Genomic DNA, 18,447 nt, shown 5'->3' with positions numbered 1-18,447 from the left:
AAATGAAATAAATGTTGTCGAATCTTGGGGAATTCAGCTGGATTTTCAGTACTTTTACCCGAATCAAATGTGTGATGTATATAATACCAAAATTTACTTTTATGAAAATAATATCACGAAAACTATGATTATGAAAGTGCTTTTTTGACATTTCATATGTGCTTTCTCAATATAAGGGAGTCATTTTTCTACAAATTTCGATCCGTGGTATTTTCAGTATAAGTGAATATTAAATATTCCTCTTTTGATACAAACCCGTGAGCCCCAGATCGGAGTCCACGGGCTTGTTCCGTCCGATTTTACCCCCTACTTTTTCAGGAGCAATAGATAGAAACGTCGTTCCAACTCGACAATCTCAGATAATTTGGCACCAGCAAGCCGGAAATCTTCCTGTTTGAATACGTTGGAATATAGCGATTTGCCGACGACACCCCGAATATAGCTCCAATGCAGCACGATTTCGTTGAGTACATCTGTTATCGTTGAGTCCACCTGTAGTTGGGCCAGCTTGTATTGTTCGGCTTTTTTGGCATTGATGATCGTGGTCAGTTTATCCAACAGGGGTCCGACTGCACCTTTGAGCTGTTGTTCGTCTTGGATCAACTGTGCAAAAAAAACCTCCATCTGTACTAGCTTTTCGATGCCGTTGTTGATGGTCTCGACTTGATCTTGCAGGTTGTTCAGATAGACAAAACGGTACTGTGGCACGTTTTCGTCAACGGCCAGATGCAGACCCGCCTTGTCCTGATTCAGCCCAAACTCAAAAAAGGTGTACTCTTCCCCGCGCAAAAACTGCTCCTGATACCCCTCGTAAGCCTGTTCCATATCGGTGAAATCCAGCTTGCGTTTCTCGTACGTCAGGTTGTCAGCATGGTGGTGCTCGATGATTTCAAATGTCTCATCAAACTGGTTGTATCCATATACCAGCAAGCTATGGGCCCAGTGACGTTTCTGGTAGGTGTCTTTGCGAAATGGTTCATAAAAGCTGTCTACCCAGACAATGACAGGATGGTCTTGCATGATCGCGTCTACGAGGTCATCGCTGATCCGCTCGCTCTTGACCTGACCCATCATCGTAAAACCAGTCTCATCAAGCAACTGGCTCAAATCCCGTACGACCTGATACTCTACATCGAACGGGATCATCTCTTGCTCACCTGTCGTGGAGTATACAGGGAACTCATGAATAAAAAACGGCAATATACTCTTCCCTGCCTGCTTCACCACCGGAATGAACGAATTATAGTAGCAGCTACGGTAGAATACTTCGTTATATGGCTCAATGCCTGGGATGCTCTTAATCATCGACATGCTTTTTTCCTCCATCTTTAAAAGATTGGCTTACCCGTCTGGACATCAGCGAACCTATTGCAGAACAAGGCTATTCCCTCCGTAAAGAGAATAGCCTTGTTCTGTGGTTCTCATCATCAGTTGCTAACCTCAATCGTATCTTTTACGGTGACCTGTACATAGTCAGGATACGGCTGGACAAGGGACAGATCGTTCTCGAACAGAATGTGATTCCCATTGGTTTCCATTTCTTTGAATCCGGCAAATTTATAAGTAATCAGCATCATCCGGTTCCGGTCTGTCTTGACGAACTCAGCGCGCAGCGTGACATTGTTTTCTTTGGCAAGCTGCATGATGTAGTTGATCAAGATCGAACCGATTCCGCGTGACATGACACGGCAGGACATGAGCAAAAGCTTGATGTACCAAGCCTCCTCCTTGCATTCAAGCAAGATCAGACCGATTTTGCCATAGGTGCCGTATTTGTCTTTGAGGTCGACAATCATCAGCTTGTGGTCTGGGGAATGACGTAATTGATCCAGTTCTTCATACGAATAGGTGTATCCAGTTGTATTGAGCTGGTGCGTGCGGACGGTCAATTCTTCGGCACGCTGCAGATCATCCGTGGTGACGGGGCTGATGGTGAGTTCCATTCCAAGTGACGCAAGGAATTCTTCCTGTGGTCCCTCGAAGCTCTCTTCGATCTCTTTGCGCTTGATATCGCTCATATACATGAGTCGGCGGTTCTTCGAATCGTCGGTGATGAAGGTCGGATTCATCTCCGGCATGCCCAAGAGCTGGTCGGTGTCAAGGGCATCGATCAGCAGTACATCAGGGAGGGCCGCCCCTACTTCTTCCCGTTCAAACGGCTGGTCATCCACAAACGCGATGGTATCCATGCCGATATTGATTGATTCTACGATTTTTTTGATCGAAGATGATTTGGCGTTCCAGTTAATCTGCGGATAGAGGAAATATTCATCCAGACCGAACTCCTTGAGCTTGGCCATCGCCATCTCTTCCTCGTTGCGGGAGGAAATCGACTGGAGAATCCCTCGCCGATCCAATTCTTGGATGATTTCGACGATTCCCTCACGCAGTTGGACGTTATCACCGTCTTCTAACAGGACACCGTTCCATACGGTATGATCCAGGTCCCAGATGACACATTTGATTTTTTTCATCGCACATGTTCACCTTCCTTTTCCTACATCGTCTTGAAAATGTGAGAGGCAATCAGGATTTCGTGCATTTGTGTGGAGCCTTCGATAATTTCGTTGATCTTGGCATCGCGGAAATAACGTTCGACTGGATATTGATCCAGACAGCCATTGCCTCCAAAAATCTGTACCGCATCGCTTGTTACTTTGGTCACCATCGTAGAAGCATAGTATTTGGCGACCCATGTCTCCATGATGGTGTCGGGGTCTCCCACTTCTTTTAAATACCCGGCGTGGTAGCAGAGTTGACGGGCTGCCTTGATGTTGACGGTCATCTCGGAGATCATCTTGCGGATCAGCTGGTTATCGCTGAGCGGTGCGCCGAATTGCTGACGGTCGCGGGCGTAAGCCACACTTGCTTCAAATGCAGCCTGCGCGGTACCGACACACCCCCAGGCTACCGTGTAGCGGCCATAATCGAGGCAGGATAAGCCAACATGGGTCAGACCTGTACCAACGCGTCCGATGATATTTTCTTTCGGGATCCGGCAGTTGTCCATATGAAGTTCGGCGATCATCGTAGCACGTGTCCCGAGCAGTCCTTTCATTGCTTTTGTGCAAAAGCCCGGACGTTCGCGCTCAACGAGGAACGCAGTAGGTTGGCCCTCACATTTGGCGATGATGAGGAAGAGGTCGGCGATCTGTCCCATGGTGATCCATTTTTTCGTGCCGGTCAGGACGTATTCGTCGCCGTCCAGAACGGCTGTGGTCTCGACGCTTTTCGCATCACTGCCGACATTGGGCTCACTCAGAGCGAACGCACCGAGGATCTCCCCTTTTGCCAAACGTGGCAGGTAATCGGTCCGCTGCTGTTGTGTTCCCCAGCGAAGGATGGCAAGGGCGAGCATCCCGTGAACAGTCAAGAGACAACGCAAGGAGGCACACCCTCTGCCGATTTCTTCATTTAAAATACCGAGCGTCACCATATCCATACCCGTGCCGCCGAATTTGGTCGGGATCATCGAGCCGAGATAGCCTTTTTCTATCACCTTGTCGATCACAGCCGGGTTCAGGCGTTCTTCAAGGTCATGCTCGCGGGCATACGGCACCACCTCTTCATCTACAAAACGGCGAAATGCCTCTTTGTGGGCCAGTTGCTCGTCAGTCAATTCTGTTTTCATCGGATCAGGTCACCTCACTTGACTGATTGGTTCATGTTTTTATGCCTGTTTTTTCTCGACAAAGGAAGTGATCAGGTCAATCGTACGGAAGTTCTCCAGATCAAGATCTTCGGTGTCGACCATGATATCAAACTCTTTTTCCAGAAAGAGAACTAGCTGCATTGCGAACAGAGAGTTGACAAAACCGAGGGAAAAGATATCTTGGTCATCTGCGATTTCTTGGGATTTGAAGAAACGGGAGAGGAATTTTTTTACTTTTGCTTTGATTGCGTTTTCCATTGTTTGCTTCACCTTTCCGGTTCAATTATGTAAAGACTATTTTATAGATCAAATTCGTCGTACGTATAAAAACCACGGCCTGATTTGCGGCCGAGCAACCCGGCATCCACCATCTTGCGCAACAGTGGGCAGACACGGAACTTCGGGTCTTGGTAGCTTTCATACAGGATATCAAGAGATTGGACGACGGTGTCAAGACCGATCAGATCGGCGGTTTCGAGCGGGCCCATTTTGTGGTTAAAGCATTTTTTGAAAATATCGTCTACATCTTTTGGCTCAGCCACTTGGTCCTGTACGACAAAAGCTGCTTCGTTCATTAAGAGATGCGACAGGCGGTTGGAGACAAAGCCAGGCATATCGTTGACGATGATGCATTCTTTGCCCATAGAGGCAAGGAACTCTTGGCTTTGTTGAATCGTCTCTTCCGAGGTATGAAAGCCCCGGATCGCTTCGACGGTTGGTTTAAGCGGGACTGGATTCATAAAATGGACGCCGAATACCTTGTCAGTGCGGTTGGTCAAGGCTGCTACTTTGGTGATCGAGATGCAGGAGGTATTTACGAGAAAAATACAATGCGGCGGGCAGATCGGATCTGCTTTGAGGTAGACTTCCTTTTTAATCTCCCAGACTTCCGGCACGTTCTCGATGAGAAAATCTGCATCGGCGAGCAGTTCATACTCCGTGGTAAAGGTGATGCGCTTCATCACTTCATCGACGGGCTCCATCTGTTTGTCACGGTTGTAAAAGGCGGAAAATCGAATGTTTTTCTGCAATTCTTTTTTTGCTTTATCGAGGATGTCAGCAGAGATGTCGATCAGGATGACGGTATGACCTGCCTGCGCTGCGCTTTGGGCCACACCAATCCCCATCACCCCTGCTCCGATTACACCAATATTCAAGGCTCGGCACACCTACCTTTCTAGCTTCTGCTGCACATAATTCAACAAGTCACGGAGAGTTTCGTATTTTTCCATAATTAAGTCTTCATTGGCGAATTCGATTCCGAATGTGGTTTCAATTTGGACGACTAGTTTGACGAAGGTAATGGAGTGAAGACCGATCTCGCCCAGATTGGCATTCATCGAGATATCCTCACCGTTTCCTTCTCTTTCCAACACTTCATTCACCAGCTTTTGTAACGTGCTTTCTTGTTCGATAGACATAGGGGTCACTCCTTAGTTAAATTCCTGCAATGGCTTGGCAGCCCGTTCACGTGCATGCGTAACCATACGAACCAATAGCTCATGCTCATCCTGACGCATTTGATCCAAGGAACCGATGACGCTTTGGACACGCTTCGAGTTGTTGTCGATGGCTGATTTCATGATCATGTTCCGATACATGAGGGCCTGTCCATACACCTGTTCCGCATACGTGTCGGCAAACCCAAGGCTTTGATCCAGATATTTTTTTCTCTCCAAATAACGCAGGCGGTGAAGCATCGCCTCTTTATGCTCCACGAGATAGTGGATGATGCGGATATCGAATTCGATTCGTCCTTCCATCAACAATTGGAGATAGCGTTGGACGCTTGCAATCGTGTTCTGCCCGTAGGTGCGGTCATATGGTTCGGCTACCATGTACAGACGCTCCGATGTGTTACGGCTGTACAGATAGTCTTCGATCAAGTCGAGCACCAGATGGATTTGAAAGGTATACGAACCCTCCGGCTGATAACGGTACAGATAGATTTGGTTACAGTGATTCTCAATCACGTCGAGACTTTGATACGCTTGCCGAAACTCGTCATAGCCCGCCTCAAATGTGGTGTATTGACTGTTGTCGTCATAGCCCATCAGGAACAGCCGCTCTTGCTCGGTATCCACGCCATAGATGAGTACATCATGGGAGTAATTCTGTTTTTGATAGAATTGGCGGTTAGGCAGAAAGAATTCATCTGCATTGAGATAGAGACAGAAGCCATGTGTAAGCGACTTGACGATGAATGAAAGGATATCGAGGTCCAGCATACCGACCAACTCGCGGCTCAGACGCTGGGTATGGAGCCACGGGTTGAAGGCATAATCGAATTGATAAGGCGCGAATGGTACCGGTACCCCACCATCAAACAAACGTTCATCAAAACACGCTTGAATAAAATTGCTGTGAATCCATGCTTCCACCCCTTCGTTTTGTTCCATGTGGCTCACGAGGATGGAGACCGGAAACGCGTAGTATTGATAGCTGCGATATGTGGACTCTTTTACTGAATGTTTGAGGAGAGTCAAGGTGAATCGTCCCTTCTTCCCTTTTGATTAGGCGTATACTTCTTGGTCTGGTCGGCTTATCCTTTGGCTTGTTTCCGTATTGACGATCTGTCCCATATCCAGCTTAATTAACTTGTCAGCCAGGTGGAAATAGGCATCATCATGGGTAATCGCGATAATGCACTTGCCGTTCTGTTTCATCTCCGGCAACAGATATTCATAGAAGAAACGGCGGTATTCCGGGTCTTGGTCTGCTGCCCATTCATCAAACAGACACAATGGACGGTTTTCCAAATAGGTCACCAGCAGAGCCAGTCGTTTTTTCTGTCCGGTGGAAAGCTTGGTTGTGGTAAAGCTGCCATTGGTGATCTGGACTTTATCCGTCAGCTGCAGCGTATCGAGGTAAGCCTGAATCTCCTGCTCCCGGTTCTCCACTTCGATGCCGTACAATCTATCGAACAGATAAAAATCTCCGAAAATAGCGGAATAGTACTGCCCCAGTTCTTCTGCCGTCACCGCCCGGCCATTCAGGGTAATCCTGCCGGAATCGGGCGCATACAGTCCAGTCAGCAGTTTAGCCAGAGTCGACTTACCGCTCCCGTTCCCACCCGTAATGAAGAGGATCTCTCCAGAACGTAACTGGTAGTTGATCGGACCTACGGAAAAGTGTTGGCCTTCCTTGTTTTTATAACCGAACTCTACATCCTGCAGACTCAGTTCGAAGCGATCCTGTGCAGATGTATCCGGCATCGCCACCGGGGTACTGTTTTCTATGGATTCCAGATGGGCGAGCAATTCGTTGATCCGCTTCCAGCTGATCTTCATCTGGATGATCTGCGGCAGGAACTGAAGTACCCCGTTGACCGGACCTGTCATATAGAGGAAGACAAACACATAGGTACTAATCATCTCTTTAGACATATTCGGGAAAATCTCCAAGAAACCGAATGCGACAAACCCGATGACAAAGACGAAGATTAATTCTCCCAAGACAAAAACATTGACAAAAGCTAACATCCCTTCATTGCGGGTATCGCGGTAACGGACGCAGCTCTGATCCATATCTGCTTGAAAATGGCGGCGTTTGCCCAGATGCAGGGTGAGCTCCTTAAAGCCATACAGAAGATCATGAATATACTTAAAGAATACATTTTGCATATCGCGGGTGATTTCCCAGACTCGTCCTGCCCGGTTGGCAGTGAAGCTGTGCAGCCCTGCTGCCAATACGATCACCACCACGGAAAGCAGCAACCCATACAGGTTCATCATCCCCAGGTAGATAAAACAGCAGAGAAGTGTAATCAGATGTGTGATCCCGGTGATAGCTAAATTAATCGAATCACTGATCTGCTCTGTGTCATTGTTTAAACTGGCATACACTTTTTCATTGTCGATTGTCTCCATGTTCTGATAAGAGGTATTCATCAGTTTTTTGACGATCTCCATCCGTTTATCATAGACCATCTGAGTGGTCAGCTTGGTCAACTTCGTACGGATTATCTTCTGGGCGATGATATACATCACAATACCGAGTGCAAAGTAATACAGTAAGCCATTGGTCAGGTTGTCCGTACGTCCAAAGGTTTGATTAATCGTAAAAATGATAAACGCATTACCAAAACCACTGACGAATGAGAAAAAGACGAGCGTGAGGAACTGCTTGTCCCCTTGTTTTGGAAAAAACGTGGTAAATACCTGGTGAATATAAAAGGTAATTCCCAAGCCTGCCAGAGCGAATCCTGCGTACAACAGGGTCGGTGACGCCCAGACGCGAATAAAATTCCACGATACCTTGTCGAACATAATGTAAGGAATCAGATAAATCCCGATTAGGAACGAGACCAGAAAAGCAAGCGACACCACGGCAGATAATATTGTTCGGGCACGAATCGGTGCGGCCTGCCGCTTGCCTGTAAACGTCTGGCCAATCCCGCGTACAGTGGCAATCAAGAACAGGAGTGAGGCTGGAACGATGACACACAGCAGGATCGTAGCAATTGTGTCTACTTTACTCACCGTATCCGAGGTAATGACGGGAAGCTTTTCGCCGGTAATCTGGTTCATAATGCCCTGAGCGATGACAGGAGTATAGTCTGAGTTGATGTTGGCAAGCACCGCAACAGCCAGCTTTTCTTCAGGCCGGATGACAAAATAGGATGAGAAGCCCGGATTGATCCCTCCGTGGGAGATTTCCCCGGAATCCTTTTGATAGATTTGCCAGCCGGCTGCATAAGAAGAACCATCCCATGACGGCTGTACCCGACGGTTAGGCTGATGGGAGCGTTCAATCAGTTCGGGATCGAGTTGGATATCGGTGACCACGCCCATTTGAATTTGCATCCAACGGGCTATATCATCAGCATTGGAGATCACATAGCCAGCGGGAGTATTTCCGCGGAATGATGGTGCATGGTACGTGTGTGGTTCCGTAAAGTTTTTGCGGTAACCAGTTGCCATTTCCGCTTTTGCTGCTTCTTCGACAGCGAATAGGTATGTATGATCCAGCCCCAATGGACCCATGATCTTTTCTTTTACATAAGATTCATAGGATTGTTGTGTCACCTCTTCGATAACCAGTCCTAATACGTCGTAATTGATGGTCGCATATTCATACTTCTTGCCCGATTGATGCTTGAGCTCTTGCCCGGTAAGCGTGCGTACCGTCATCTCCAGCGAATCAGGAGAATCACCTTCGGGCAGTCGGTCGATCGACTGGTAGCCGACACCGCTTGTATGATGCAAAAAATCGGCAAGTGTGATCACTTGTTCCTTACCTTCATAGGTCATCGACAGCCAGGGGATATATTGGGTGACAGGGTCGCTTAGCTTCAGCTTCCCTTCCCGTTCCAACTGCAGAACGGCCAATCCGGTAAAGGCCTTAGAAGTAGAACCTAATTCAAATAAGGTGGACGGTGTGACTGGCTTCGCTTGATCGAGGTCAGCGTATCCATACCCTTTTTTCATCACAATGCGGCCATCCTGAATCAGTACAACAGCCATACCGGGTATTTCGGATTTCTCCATATTGTCAAGGATATACGATTCAATTTTGGATTGGTCTGGCACTGCTGATTGAGCAGTTGTCACTGTCCCAAATGGCAACAAAGTCAGGAACAGAGCCATCAGTACCAGGAGAGATTGAAACGGGTTCATGTGGTTCAAAGCCTCCCTGCCTCCTCTGAGTCTGTTCTACGGAAACGTTTGCAAAAAAGAGAACCTTGAAGGGAAGTTTTTACCCGGTAATTGGAAATCATGAAGCTAAACAACTCCTTATCGGCGAAACATATTTTACATTATTAATATATCATTCAGAATTTTAATATAATAATATATTTTTAGTATAAACATGTCAACATGATACAATCAAGCCTGCAATTACCGTTCTACCAGCTTATGTATAGAGTTTCCCCTTACTTTGGAACAGCTTGTACGAGTCCAGTCCTTCCTTGGATCATGAGACTAAGCAATATCTTCCGGGCCGCTTCCTCCGCTAAAGCTCCCAGCGATGTTTTCACCAAGGAATTATTGAGCAAAGTGAAAACCTCGTGATAGGATATGGCATGTCCAATCATCGTGGACCATTCGATTTCAGGAATTGAGATGACCGTGGCTGTTGGTAATGTCTGAAGATAAATCGAAATGGACAGATCTTGTTGCTCATGAAACGTGACGGTATACTTCTCCATTACTCACCACCTCCTTATAAACGACTTTATTAAATACTGATCTTGAAACACATCAGTCTGAATCGCAAGTAAAAAAGCGGGTAAGTCCTGTGAATGGATTTACACGCCTTTTTGTATGGTCATCGGCCTGCTGATCGACTGGGTCTCCCCATCCTTCTGACAGACTTGAACGTTTTTATTCGATTGGCAGAATCAACTCATGAGTAACGAGCAAATCCATTGCTTCTTTTGCTTGTTCGTCAACCGTCTCTTCTTTTTCCAACCCCGTCTCCAGGAGAAATGCTTTCAGTTGATCAAAGTCTCTTGCTTCGTTAAAAAATTGAAGGCAGGTGATCACTTCGTCATTAACCTCCAAGACTCGTCCAAGGTTAGTCTGAACCACATAAAACTCGCCGTCTTCTTCATTGATTTCCAAATAACTAGATACGAGATATTTCTTACTCATAAGCAACCACCTTTATCTGTTCGTCTAAGGATGTGAACGCTTCGTGCTCCCAATCAGCCAGCACGCCAAGCTTTCCAATGATCTGCTCGAGCAGTTCTGTTGAGGATGTAAATGTACTTTTGATAAACATCATTTGAATCGTCTTCCACTCTTGGTGAATCGTTGCGAATCGATCAGCCGTTGCGGCGGTCAATACACCCTGCTCCGACAGTTCTTGCATCACGAGGAAGGTGTTTTCGCTGGAGGTTACCGGGCCCCATGGATGCAGCGTTTGAAGGGCGAGGTTTTTGAGTATCACTCCGCGCAGAAAGGATTTCACTTGCACGAGATCTTTTAGCGCCGTTGCGAATTCTCTTATTTTTTGTGGAGAAACGGTTTTGAAATCCTCTTCTGCCAGTTGGTCACGTACCCGATTCAACAGGTAATCTGCTGAGATTTCGGTAAGCTCTTTCTCCCATTCAAAATAAATCCAGCTATATTCAGGTTCATTATAATCTTTAATTGCTGATCTGATCTGTTGGAGTACTTCCAGAGAAATGGTTCCGTTATAGAGCGTACTTGAGACGGTTACGGTCTGATCTTGTTCATTGTAATGGTGAACAGCCAGTAAGGTGACGGTTGGCTGTACGTCCGGCTTATTCGGGAGTAAGCTACTCAATCCCTTCACGATCGGAATCTTACCGGCAGCCAGCATGTTCTCAATATCAGTCCAAGCTGCTTCTTCCGCCGGTTCGTTGCGGACGACATTTATGCCGAGATAATTTTTCAACGAGTCATAGTCATAATACTGAGAGAGTTTCACTCTAGGAAAAACGACCGTTTCGTTATCTTTCACTGCTTCATATTGAAAACCCAATCGCCCACTGCTCAGGAACAGCACCGGTGTAGAAAGGGTCATTCCAGTTGTATAGATAATCCAACTTCTCATTACTTCCAAAAAACAGTTGAAGCCTGTACATTCAGGGAATTTAGACATGGTCTCCTCCTGATCTTCTATATATAGGTACGTGTTGGCACACGGACAATTCATAAGGATAGAGAAGCTGATGGGATCCAATCTCTGGACCCGATCAGCTTCTCTCAAGGAAAATCCTGATTAGCAAGCAGATGAAGTACCTACTACTACAGTTTTGATTTTGAGAGCCATTATTTTCACCTCCATCCTTAATATGAATAAAATGTATAATACTAACTTTTTATTGTCAATGATTTCAAATCATTTATTATATATCATAATTCTATATGTTCACAAAAATGTTTTTTTTGAATAGTTTATGGGTCCTGTCAGTCCAGGATAACCTGTCCCAACAAGACCCATGAGGTGGATTATGCGCAAGCTACAACACCGGAGCTTACTACAGTTTTGATTTTAAGAGCCATTATTTTCACCTCCTTCATATTTATACTATTATAATATAATATTGGTAAAAATTTTGTCAATATATTTATTAAAAATGTTTTTATTAAATTTAAGAATATAAATTGTTTGTTTATTGTTTTTGAGTGATTATTTTTTTATTTGTAACAACTGTATAATTCCAACTAATGTTAGTTTCATTCATATTCTAGCTAATAATTGGAATTTTGTAAATGACAGAATTTTTAAAAGTGGTTGAATTTAGACGAAAAAGACCGTGTCGTTTTGACACGGTCTTTGCCATTTTCTGTCGATCAGTCAAATAGTGCGTCCAGATCATCCTGGCTAAGATCTACGGTATCGAAGTCGGACGGTGTAAAATCGGTCTCTTCCCTCCCACAGCAATGATTGACCATTTTCTCTATGTTTTGCATGAAGGCTGCGAGAATACGATTCATGGTAGACGATGCGAACTTCCGGCTGCTATAGATGAGCTGAACCGTCAGCACGTTATCTGTGATCATCGCCTGAATATCAATCAACGCTGTCAGATGGTTGACTGAACTGGATTCTGCTCCGTGTTGGAGTGGTGAGAGGCTAAGCCAGTCGTTGCCGATATTGCTGTCACCCAGATAGTTGAAACGTACGAGTCCTTGGGCATCATGAGTGATGGTTTTAGATAAATAGCGGAGGATGCCATAGCCAATCCCTTTTTGCGGGACATGGCGCAGCTGTTCCTTGATCGATTTAATCAGGATATTAGGGTCGGTATCGGTTACCTGCAGCCGAATTGGATACATGGAGGTGAACCATCCGATGGTACGGGACAGGTCGATGTGCTCAAATAAAGGCTCACGTCCGTGCCCCTCCAGCTCCAGCATGACCTCCCCTTTTGGCATGACATCATGGATCGTGGCGGCGAGTGCAGTCACCAGCAGATCATTGGTCTGCGTATGATAGGCTTGGTTAGCTTTGCTTACAAGCAAGCGGGTGAGTTCTTCGGACAAGTGGGCCGAGATCGTCTCGCACACCGCCAACTCGTCAGGACCATGGTCGTGATCGATTGGGAATGCCAAGGATGGTCCTTGCACCACGGATTGCCAATAGGATTGCTCGTCAGTCAACATGTTCATCGACTTGCTGTATTCATGGAGAGCTTCGGCCCATGCCTGTACCGAGTGGGTCTTGGCCGGGAGCTTGACCTCTATGGAACCGTTGCGGTCCGCTTCCAGCAGGGTTGTCAAATCTTCCAGCAGGATGCGCCATGAGACAGCATCGATGATCAGGTGGTGTGCGGTGATCAACAGTTGCTGGCTGCCCGCCCCGATATTGAATAAGGCGATGCGGAATAAGAAGCCTTTTTCCAGATGCAGACCCGCTTTGCAGGTGGCCGCTTGCTGTTTGAGCAGGTTGCTTTGATCTTCCGGGTCCAGATCAGCGAGATCGTATACCTCGATTGGCACTGGTGCATCGGTCAGCGTCTGGTCGTACACCATGGCTTGCCGGGCAGGATCATAGACGAGCCGCAGGGAGTCGTGCTGTGCAATCAATCGGCTCCAGGCACGGCTGAGCAAATCAGCGGAGACTTCTTTTTTTAGTGTCAGCAGGACAGACTGGTTCCAATGATGTGGGTTGGCAAAAGATTGCTGGTGGAACCACTCGCTGATCGGCAACGGCTTGACTGCACCTTCTGCCGGGTGTTGCCTTGCGATGGTTGGTTGCTTGGATTCGATGGCAGCAGCCAGTTCTGCGAAAACGGGATAGGACAGGATATCTTTGACTTGGGCATAAAGGCCTTCTGCCTGCAATTTGGAGACAATCCGAATCGCTTTTACCGAGTCTCCGCCCAGCAGAAAGAAGTTGTCACGGATGCTGATCTCCTCATGTTGCAGGGTTTCGCGCATGACCGCGAGCAGTTTTTCTTGGATCTCTTGGTTGGTAACGGTATTGTCCAGCTCCATCGTGGTTGGGTCTGGCAGAGCGCTACGGTTTACTTTTCCATTCGGCGTGAGCGGGATTTCCCCGATGAAGAGCAGATAGGTCGGAATCATATAAGTTGGCAGATAGGAAGCCAGATCATTTTTCAGGACGACAGCAGGGATCGCTTGGTCTGCTGTCAGATAGGCGGCAAGGTATATGTTGCCTTGCGCATCCGTGCGGTCAATCACGACAGCGTCCCGGACCCCAGGGAATTGAAGCAGATGGTTTTCGATCTCACCTGTCTCAATCCGGTAGCCTTTTATCTTCACTTGGGTATCGCTTCTGCCCAGATAAAGCATGTTGCCATCTTCTTCCCAGACCGCCAGATCACCAGTCTTGTACATACGACTGCCTGTACGGAAGGGATCGGCGATAAACCGTTCGCGTGTCAGCTCTGGCCGATTGTGATAGCCCCGTGCTACGCCGTCACCCGAGATATAGATCTCCCCCGTCACTCCGTCTGGTACAGGCTGCAGATGCTGATCCAGCAGATAGATCTGCGCATTGGTAATCGGTTTGCCGATGGATACAGAGGAACCGGTGTCTGTGGATGGGTCATAGCGGTGAATCATACAACCGACAACAGTCTCTGTCGGCCCGTATTCGTTATAGATGGTGAGATGACCGCCGAAACTTTCTGCAACTTCGTGAGCGACGGCCGCCTTCAGGTCCTCTCCCCCCACGATCATGGTATGAACGGTGGAATCGCGGTTATCTTCATGTTTGATCAGAGACAGGTGGGCAGGCGTCAGCTTGAGGATCGTGGCTGTCTTTTCACGCAAAATGCGGTGCAGAACGAATTCATGCTGGTCTTCGGCATAGACCGCTATCGCATTGCCATGGATCAACGGAGTGAAAATCGAGGTGACGGTCAAGTCAAAGGATAAGGATGAATACAAGGCAAATACATCGTCGCGATTCCGGATATAGGTTTCTTTCGCCCACCAGACATAGTTGGTCAGACCGCGATGTTCGATGATCGCCCCTTTTGGCTGACCGGTGGAGCCGGATGTATAGATGACATAGGCTGGATCAGTGAGGCTGTTAATCGCTTCCAGGTTCGTGGTATCGGCATGGTAGTACGAATCATCGGTCAAGAAGATCACATCGCCTGTGAAGTTCACCCCATCCGGCACGCCCAGATTGGTCAGGAGCAGACGGGTGCCACAGTCTTCGAGCAGATAGTTCAATCGATCGAGCGGATAGGCTGGATCAATCGGCACATACGCCCCACCCGCTTTGAGTACGGCTAGGATGGCGATAATCGTCTCGACCGAGTGAGTAGTCATCAGACCGACCAGAGTGCCTGGTCCTACTCCTTTTTCACGCAGGGTGTGTGCCAATTGGTTGGAACGTTCATTGATTTGCCGATAGGAATACCGTTGATCAGCAAAAATCACACCGACCGCATCCGGTGTCGCTTCCACCTGTCGCTCGAACAATAGATGGACAGTCTCTTGCGGATAATCGGCCGCGGTCTGGTTGCGCTGGAATAAAAGTTCCTGACGCTCGCTCTCCCTAAGCAACTGCAAGTCCTTGACTGATTGCTCCGGCTGGGCCATCACCTGCTCTAACAGATACATCATTTGTTGGTACAGACGTTTCATCTGGGTCTCGGTGTAATCGCTTGTCTTATAGTCCCATTGCAGCTCCAGCTTATCTGTACCTGTCCATTCTTTGATCACCAATTGCAAGGAGTAAGATTGATGCCCGCTATAGAACTCGTCATTCTCCAATGGTACACCGTCGAGGACATTGTTCAGCTTGGTATTGTAATAATTGACACACCACTGGAACAGGTTATCATAGCCTTTTTGCGTCAGTTGGATGTCCTGTACCAGTAGATCATACGGATATTTTTGGTGGAACAGGCACTGGCGCAAGCCGTCATCCACTTCCTTTATCCATTCGGCCATGCTGAGCTCTTGCGGGACCGTGGCGCGGAATGGCATAGTACTGGTAAACATCCCGACGATGCTCTTCTCTTTTACCCCTGAACGGTTGAGAACAGGTACACCGATCATGATGTCATCTTGTCCCGTTGTTTTGTAGAGATAGACAAAAACCAGTGCAGTAAAAAGCGTATTCAGCGAACATTTGTGGTTTTTCACAAACTCCTGAACCTTGCACGACATATCTGCTTCAAGATAGGTACGCAGACGGCAGCCAACCACAGAATCTGAGCTTTTATACAGAAACTGCTGGGGCAGGTTGCTCATTCTGCTGTTCCAGTAGGCTTTACTCTTTTCAAAACGGGGCGAGTGGAGATAGTTCTGCTCCTGCTCCAGATAATCGATATAGCTGGACGTGACAGACTCATCTACCTCTTCTCCCGCCAGAAGCTTCTCGTAGAATCGGCTGATCTGTTCGGTCATCAGCAAAATCGTCCAGCCATCTGACACGATATGATGCAGCTTGACGAAGTAAGCGTTCTCCACTTCGGAAATATGTAAGAGAGCAAAATCGTAGAGTGGGCTGTCATAGAAGGTAAAGCCTGTTCGAAACTCATTCTCGGCCCACTCGTCAGCCGCTTTCACAGGTTCAATCGCCTGAGAAAAATCAAGATAGCGAAGAGGTTGCTTCTGATAAGGTTGCACGTATTGTCTCGGCTCCCCATCCTGCTCAGTGATTTGCAGATGCAACCCCTGATTCTTCTGGATGAAAAGCTGAATAGCCTTTTCCAATATGACAAAATTCACGTTCCCTCTAATTCGTACCAGACCACCAATGTTGTACATCGAAGTGTTTGGATAGAACTTTTCAATGTACCAAATCCGTTTCTGGGGATGCGACAGGGGATAATTCATATGTGTCCACATCGAGATCAATTAGTCACCCTTTTCCTGTGTCGTTTCTTACTCATAAGTTAAATATAGTTATACATATAATTGTAAACGATATAACGATTTATTGTAACATTTTTATTTTTCTGTAAGTGAAATCAATTGGCCTGTAATCACCAATATCATACAAAATTCAGGATGATTACCCAGTCACTCCTGATCTCCTGCCAAGAAAAAAGCATGATCACAAGCGATTCCCGAAGGACGGGACTGCCGGATCATGCCTTTTGGTTAATTCCAATCGGTTAACAATGGAGACAGTGACGGGATGGATGGAGAGAGCAAGGTTGCAAACCTGACACCAGTTAAATGACATTAACCCTGTATCCAATCCATAACATCTTGAAAACTGGGCACTCTGGGATCCATGGTAGATACGAAAAAACTCGTTTAAATTCAGTTTGACGGACGTTGAAGTCGACCGATATCCTTCCAATATATTGGCTAGCGCTAATGCGGGAATGATTTCCGTCTTTATATCCGCTTTGAGTATGTCTATGGTTTTATGGGGAGAGACGACCAGTAAAAAGTTCCTTCTCTCCTCCGCATCGCGGCTAAAGAACTCTAAATAGGGTTTGATTCCAGACTGCGCCGCCTTTTCATTAATCACGAGGACTTTGGTATGCGCCCAGAATAATCGGTTAGGCGAGGTATGGGTTGTCTTACGTACTGCATCAAAAACCGTTTGTCCTGCTGACGTGTAGGTGAAAAAGGTGGGAGCATTATTTCCATCTTTTGATAAGGCTGGGACATTCGCAACCTGTACGTTTAATAAATATCCCTGCGAAGACTTATCAATTCCTGTTGCAAGTACAAAGGCCAAATCCTCAATCTCTCTTCGATTCCAACAACCTGTTATCAGCAAGATCATCCACAAGATCAAGAGAGTGAAAACGGGGCGGAATCGTTTGGAAGTCATCTGCTTTTCTTCCTTTTTTGTAGAATGGATAAAACCAGGAGCAGCGTAGGGAGTAAGGTGTTAATGGTCAAAGCATACCCCCCAAATAGCTCTGGAGTAAGAAAATGTTTGATCTCTGAAATACTTTGAAACGACGTATGGGAGAGAATCATGGACAGTGTGACCATCGGAATAATTAAGAATCGATAGGACTTCAGCTCAAGCCATTGCCCTACCCCAATCACCCCTGAATACAGATAGATACATGATTTCATGAAGAGCATACTCATACATACCGCTACCATCAATGCTTCTAATCTCTCTAAGAAGTCAGCGATCGACACCATTCTCGCCAAACTGAAAACAGGAAAGGTCAAATTCAGGGCTTCATCAGGTCCAAATATCCCTACAACAAAAATAGCAAGCAAGACAAGGATCAACGTATTCATCAGTGTCGCAAACATGCTGTATCTCAGCACTTTCTCTTTATCTGAAACATAGGGATAGAGCATGGGAATTAAAATGATCTCTCCATGCCAGGCTAATGGAACCACGCTTCCCATGATCACAGGCATCCACCCTTCTTCTAAGACCGGCAGAAGCGTGTTGATATGAATTTCTTTGGCTACAAATAGTAGAATCATGAAAATAGCGTTTAATGAAACGGCCAAGGTAATGGTATTGGCTCTGAGGATCGCCTCAAGCCCACGATATACTGAAAAAGCGACAGCCATCTCTATATAAAGGATAAAAAATGGAACGGGTGTCTCAGGCATCAGTGCGTTATTCAAAATTTCTGCGAATTGTCTCACCGTGATGATGCTGATATGGAGAAAAAACCAGAGGAAGATCACAATGAATACGCCACCCAACCATTTCCCCAGAAGAGATGAACAGATTTGTACCAATGTCTGATTGGGATGGATGCGAGCTAATGTAACAATGATCCAGGTCACCGCTAATCCCATCACTCCAGCTAAAATGGAAGAAAGCCAAGCGTCCTTGGCATTACTATTCCCTATGACTGGTAAAAATATGGTCATAACAGCAACCCGACTTGATACGATGAAGAGAAAAAGCTGTTTTGCGCTGATACTCGGCGTGTAAGATTTTATGACCAT

Annotated in this window: 14 protein-coding genes; all 14 read right to left on the bottom strand. The window is 46.6% G+C overall.

Annotated elements, in window-relative coordinates:
* Positions 1-306: 306 nt before the first annotated feature.
* Positions 307-1,311, bottom strand: coding sequence for a BtrH N-terminal domain-containing protein (locus FGI41_RS00155; protein ID WP_176560043.1), 1,005 nt, complete (start codon positions 1,309-1,311; stop codon positions 307-309).
* 116 nt (positions 1,312-1,427) lie between these two features.
* The gene (locus tag FGI41_RS00150; protein ID WP_139487900.1) at positions 1,428-2,474 is read right to left on the bottom strand and encodes an HAD-IIIC family phosphatase; all 1,047 of its coding nucleotides are present in this window, start codon (positions 2,472-2,474) and stop codon (positions 1,428-1,430) included.
* Positions 2,475-2,497: 23 nt separating this feature from the next.
* Positions 2,498-3,631 carry an acyl-CoA dehydrogenase family protein gene (locus FGI41_RS00145; protein WP_139487899.1) on the bottom strand — a complete coding sequence of 378 codons (1,134 nt, stop codon included), beginning with the start codon at positions 3,629-3,631 and terminating at the stop codon, positions 2,498-2,500.
* A 39-nt stretch (positions 3,632-3,670) separates the two neighbouring features.
* Complete coding sequence (locus FGI41_RS00140) at positions 3,671-3,910, bottom strand: acyl carrier protein (protein WP_139487898.1); 240 nt, start codon at positions 3,908-3,910, stop codon at positions 3,671-3,673.
* Positions 3,911-3,951: 41 nt separating this feature from the next.
* Positions 3,952-4,809, bottom strand: a complete 858-nt coding sequence (locus FGI41_RS00135) for a 3-hydroxyacyl-CoA dehydrogenase family protein (protein ID WP_139487897.1) — start codon at positions 4,807-4,809, stop codon at positions 3,952-3,954.
* 12 nt (positions 4,810-4,821) lie between these two features.
* Entirely contained in the window at positions 4,822-5,073 is a 252-nt protein-coding gene (locus tag FGI41_RS00130) for an acyl carrier protein (protein ID WP_139487896.1), read from the bottom strand.
* Positions 5,074-5,085: 12 nt separating this feature from the next.
* A complete protein-coding gene (locus FGI41_RS00125) occupies positions 5,086-6,138 on the bottom strand; it encodes a hypothetical protein (protein ID WP_139487895.1) in 1,053 nt (350 codons plus the stop codon).
* 27 nt (positions 6,139-6,165) lie between these two features.
* Positions 6,166-9,270: a cyclic peptide export ABC transporter gene (locus tag FGI41_RS00120; RefSeq protein ID WP_139487894.1), complete on the bottom strand. Its 3,105-nt coding sequence runs from the start codon at positions 9,268-9,270 to the stop codon at positions 6,166-6,168.
* A gap of 257 nt (positions 9,271-9,527) precedes the next feature.
* Positions 9,528-9,803, bottom strand: a complete 276-nt coding sequence (locus FGI41_RS00115; protein WP_139487893.1) for a YueH family protein — start codon at positions 9,801-9,803, stop codon at positions 9,528-9,530.
* A 175-nt stretch (positions 9,804-9,978) separates the two neighbouring features.
* Positions 9,979-10,248, bottom strand: coding sequence for a Rossmann-fold NAD(P)-binding domain-containing protein (locus FGI41_RS00110; RefSeq protein ID WP_139487892.1), 270 nt, complete (start codon positions 10,246-10,248; stop codon positions 9,979-9,981).
* Positions 10,241-11,224: a cysteine peptidase family C39 domain-containing protein gene (locus FGI41_RS00105; RefSeq protein ID WP_139487891.1), complete on the bottom strand. Its 984-nt coding sequence runs from the start codon at positions 11,222-11,224 to the stop codon at positions 10,241-10,243. The genes FGI41_RS00110 and FGI41_RS00105 overlap by 8 nt, the downstream gene beginning before the upstream one ends.
* A 695-nt stretch (positions 11,225-11,919) precedes the next feature.
* The gene (locus tag FGI41_RS00100) at positions 11,920-16,392 is read right to left on the bottom strand and encodes a non-ribosomal peptide synthetase (RefSeq protein WP_255298240.1); all 4,473 of its coding nucleotides are present in this window, start codon (positions 16,390-16,392) and stop codon (positions 11,920-11,922) included.
* Between the two features lie 220 nt (positions 16,393-16,612).
* Positions 16,613-17,347, bottom strand: coding sequence for a Ger(x)C family spore germination protein (locus FGI41_RS00095; RefSeq protein ID WP_139487889.1), 735 nt, complete (start codon positions 17,345-17,347; stop codon positions 16,613-16,615).
* Complete coding sequence (locus FGI41_RS00090; RefSeq protein WP_139487888.1) at positions 17,344-18,447, bottom strand: GerAB/ArcD/ProY family transporter; 1,104 nt, start codon at positions 18,445-18,447, stop codon at positions 17,344-17,346. Before FGI41_RS00090 ends, FGI41_RS00095 begins: the two co-directional genes overlap by 4 nt.

Source organism: Brevibacillus dissolubilis, from assembly GCF_006170445.1.
Classification (GTDB): Bacteria; Bacillota; Bacilli; order Brevibacillales; family Brevibacillaceae; genus Brevibacillus_B; species Brevibacillus_B dissolubilis.
Note: the sequence above shows the minus strand (reverse complement) of the source record. Positions and strands in the feature narration are given on the sequence as shown.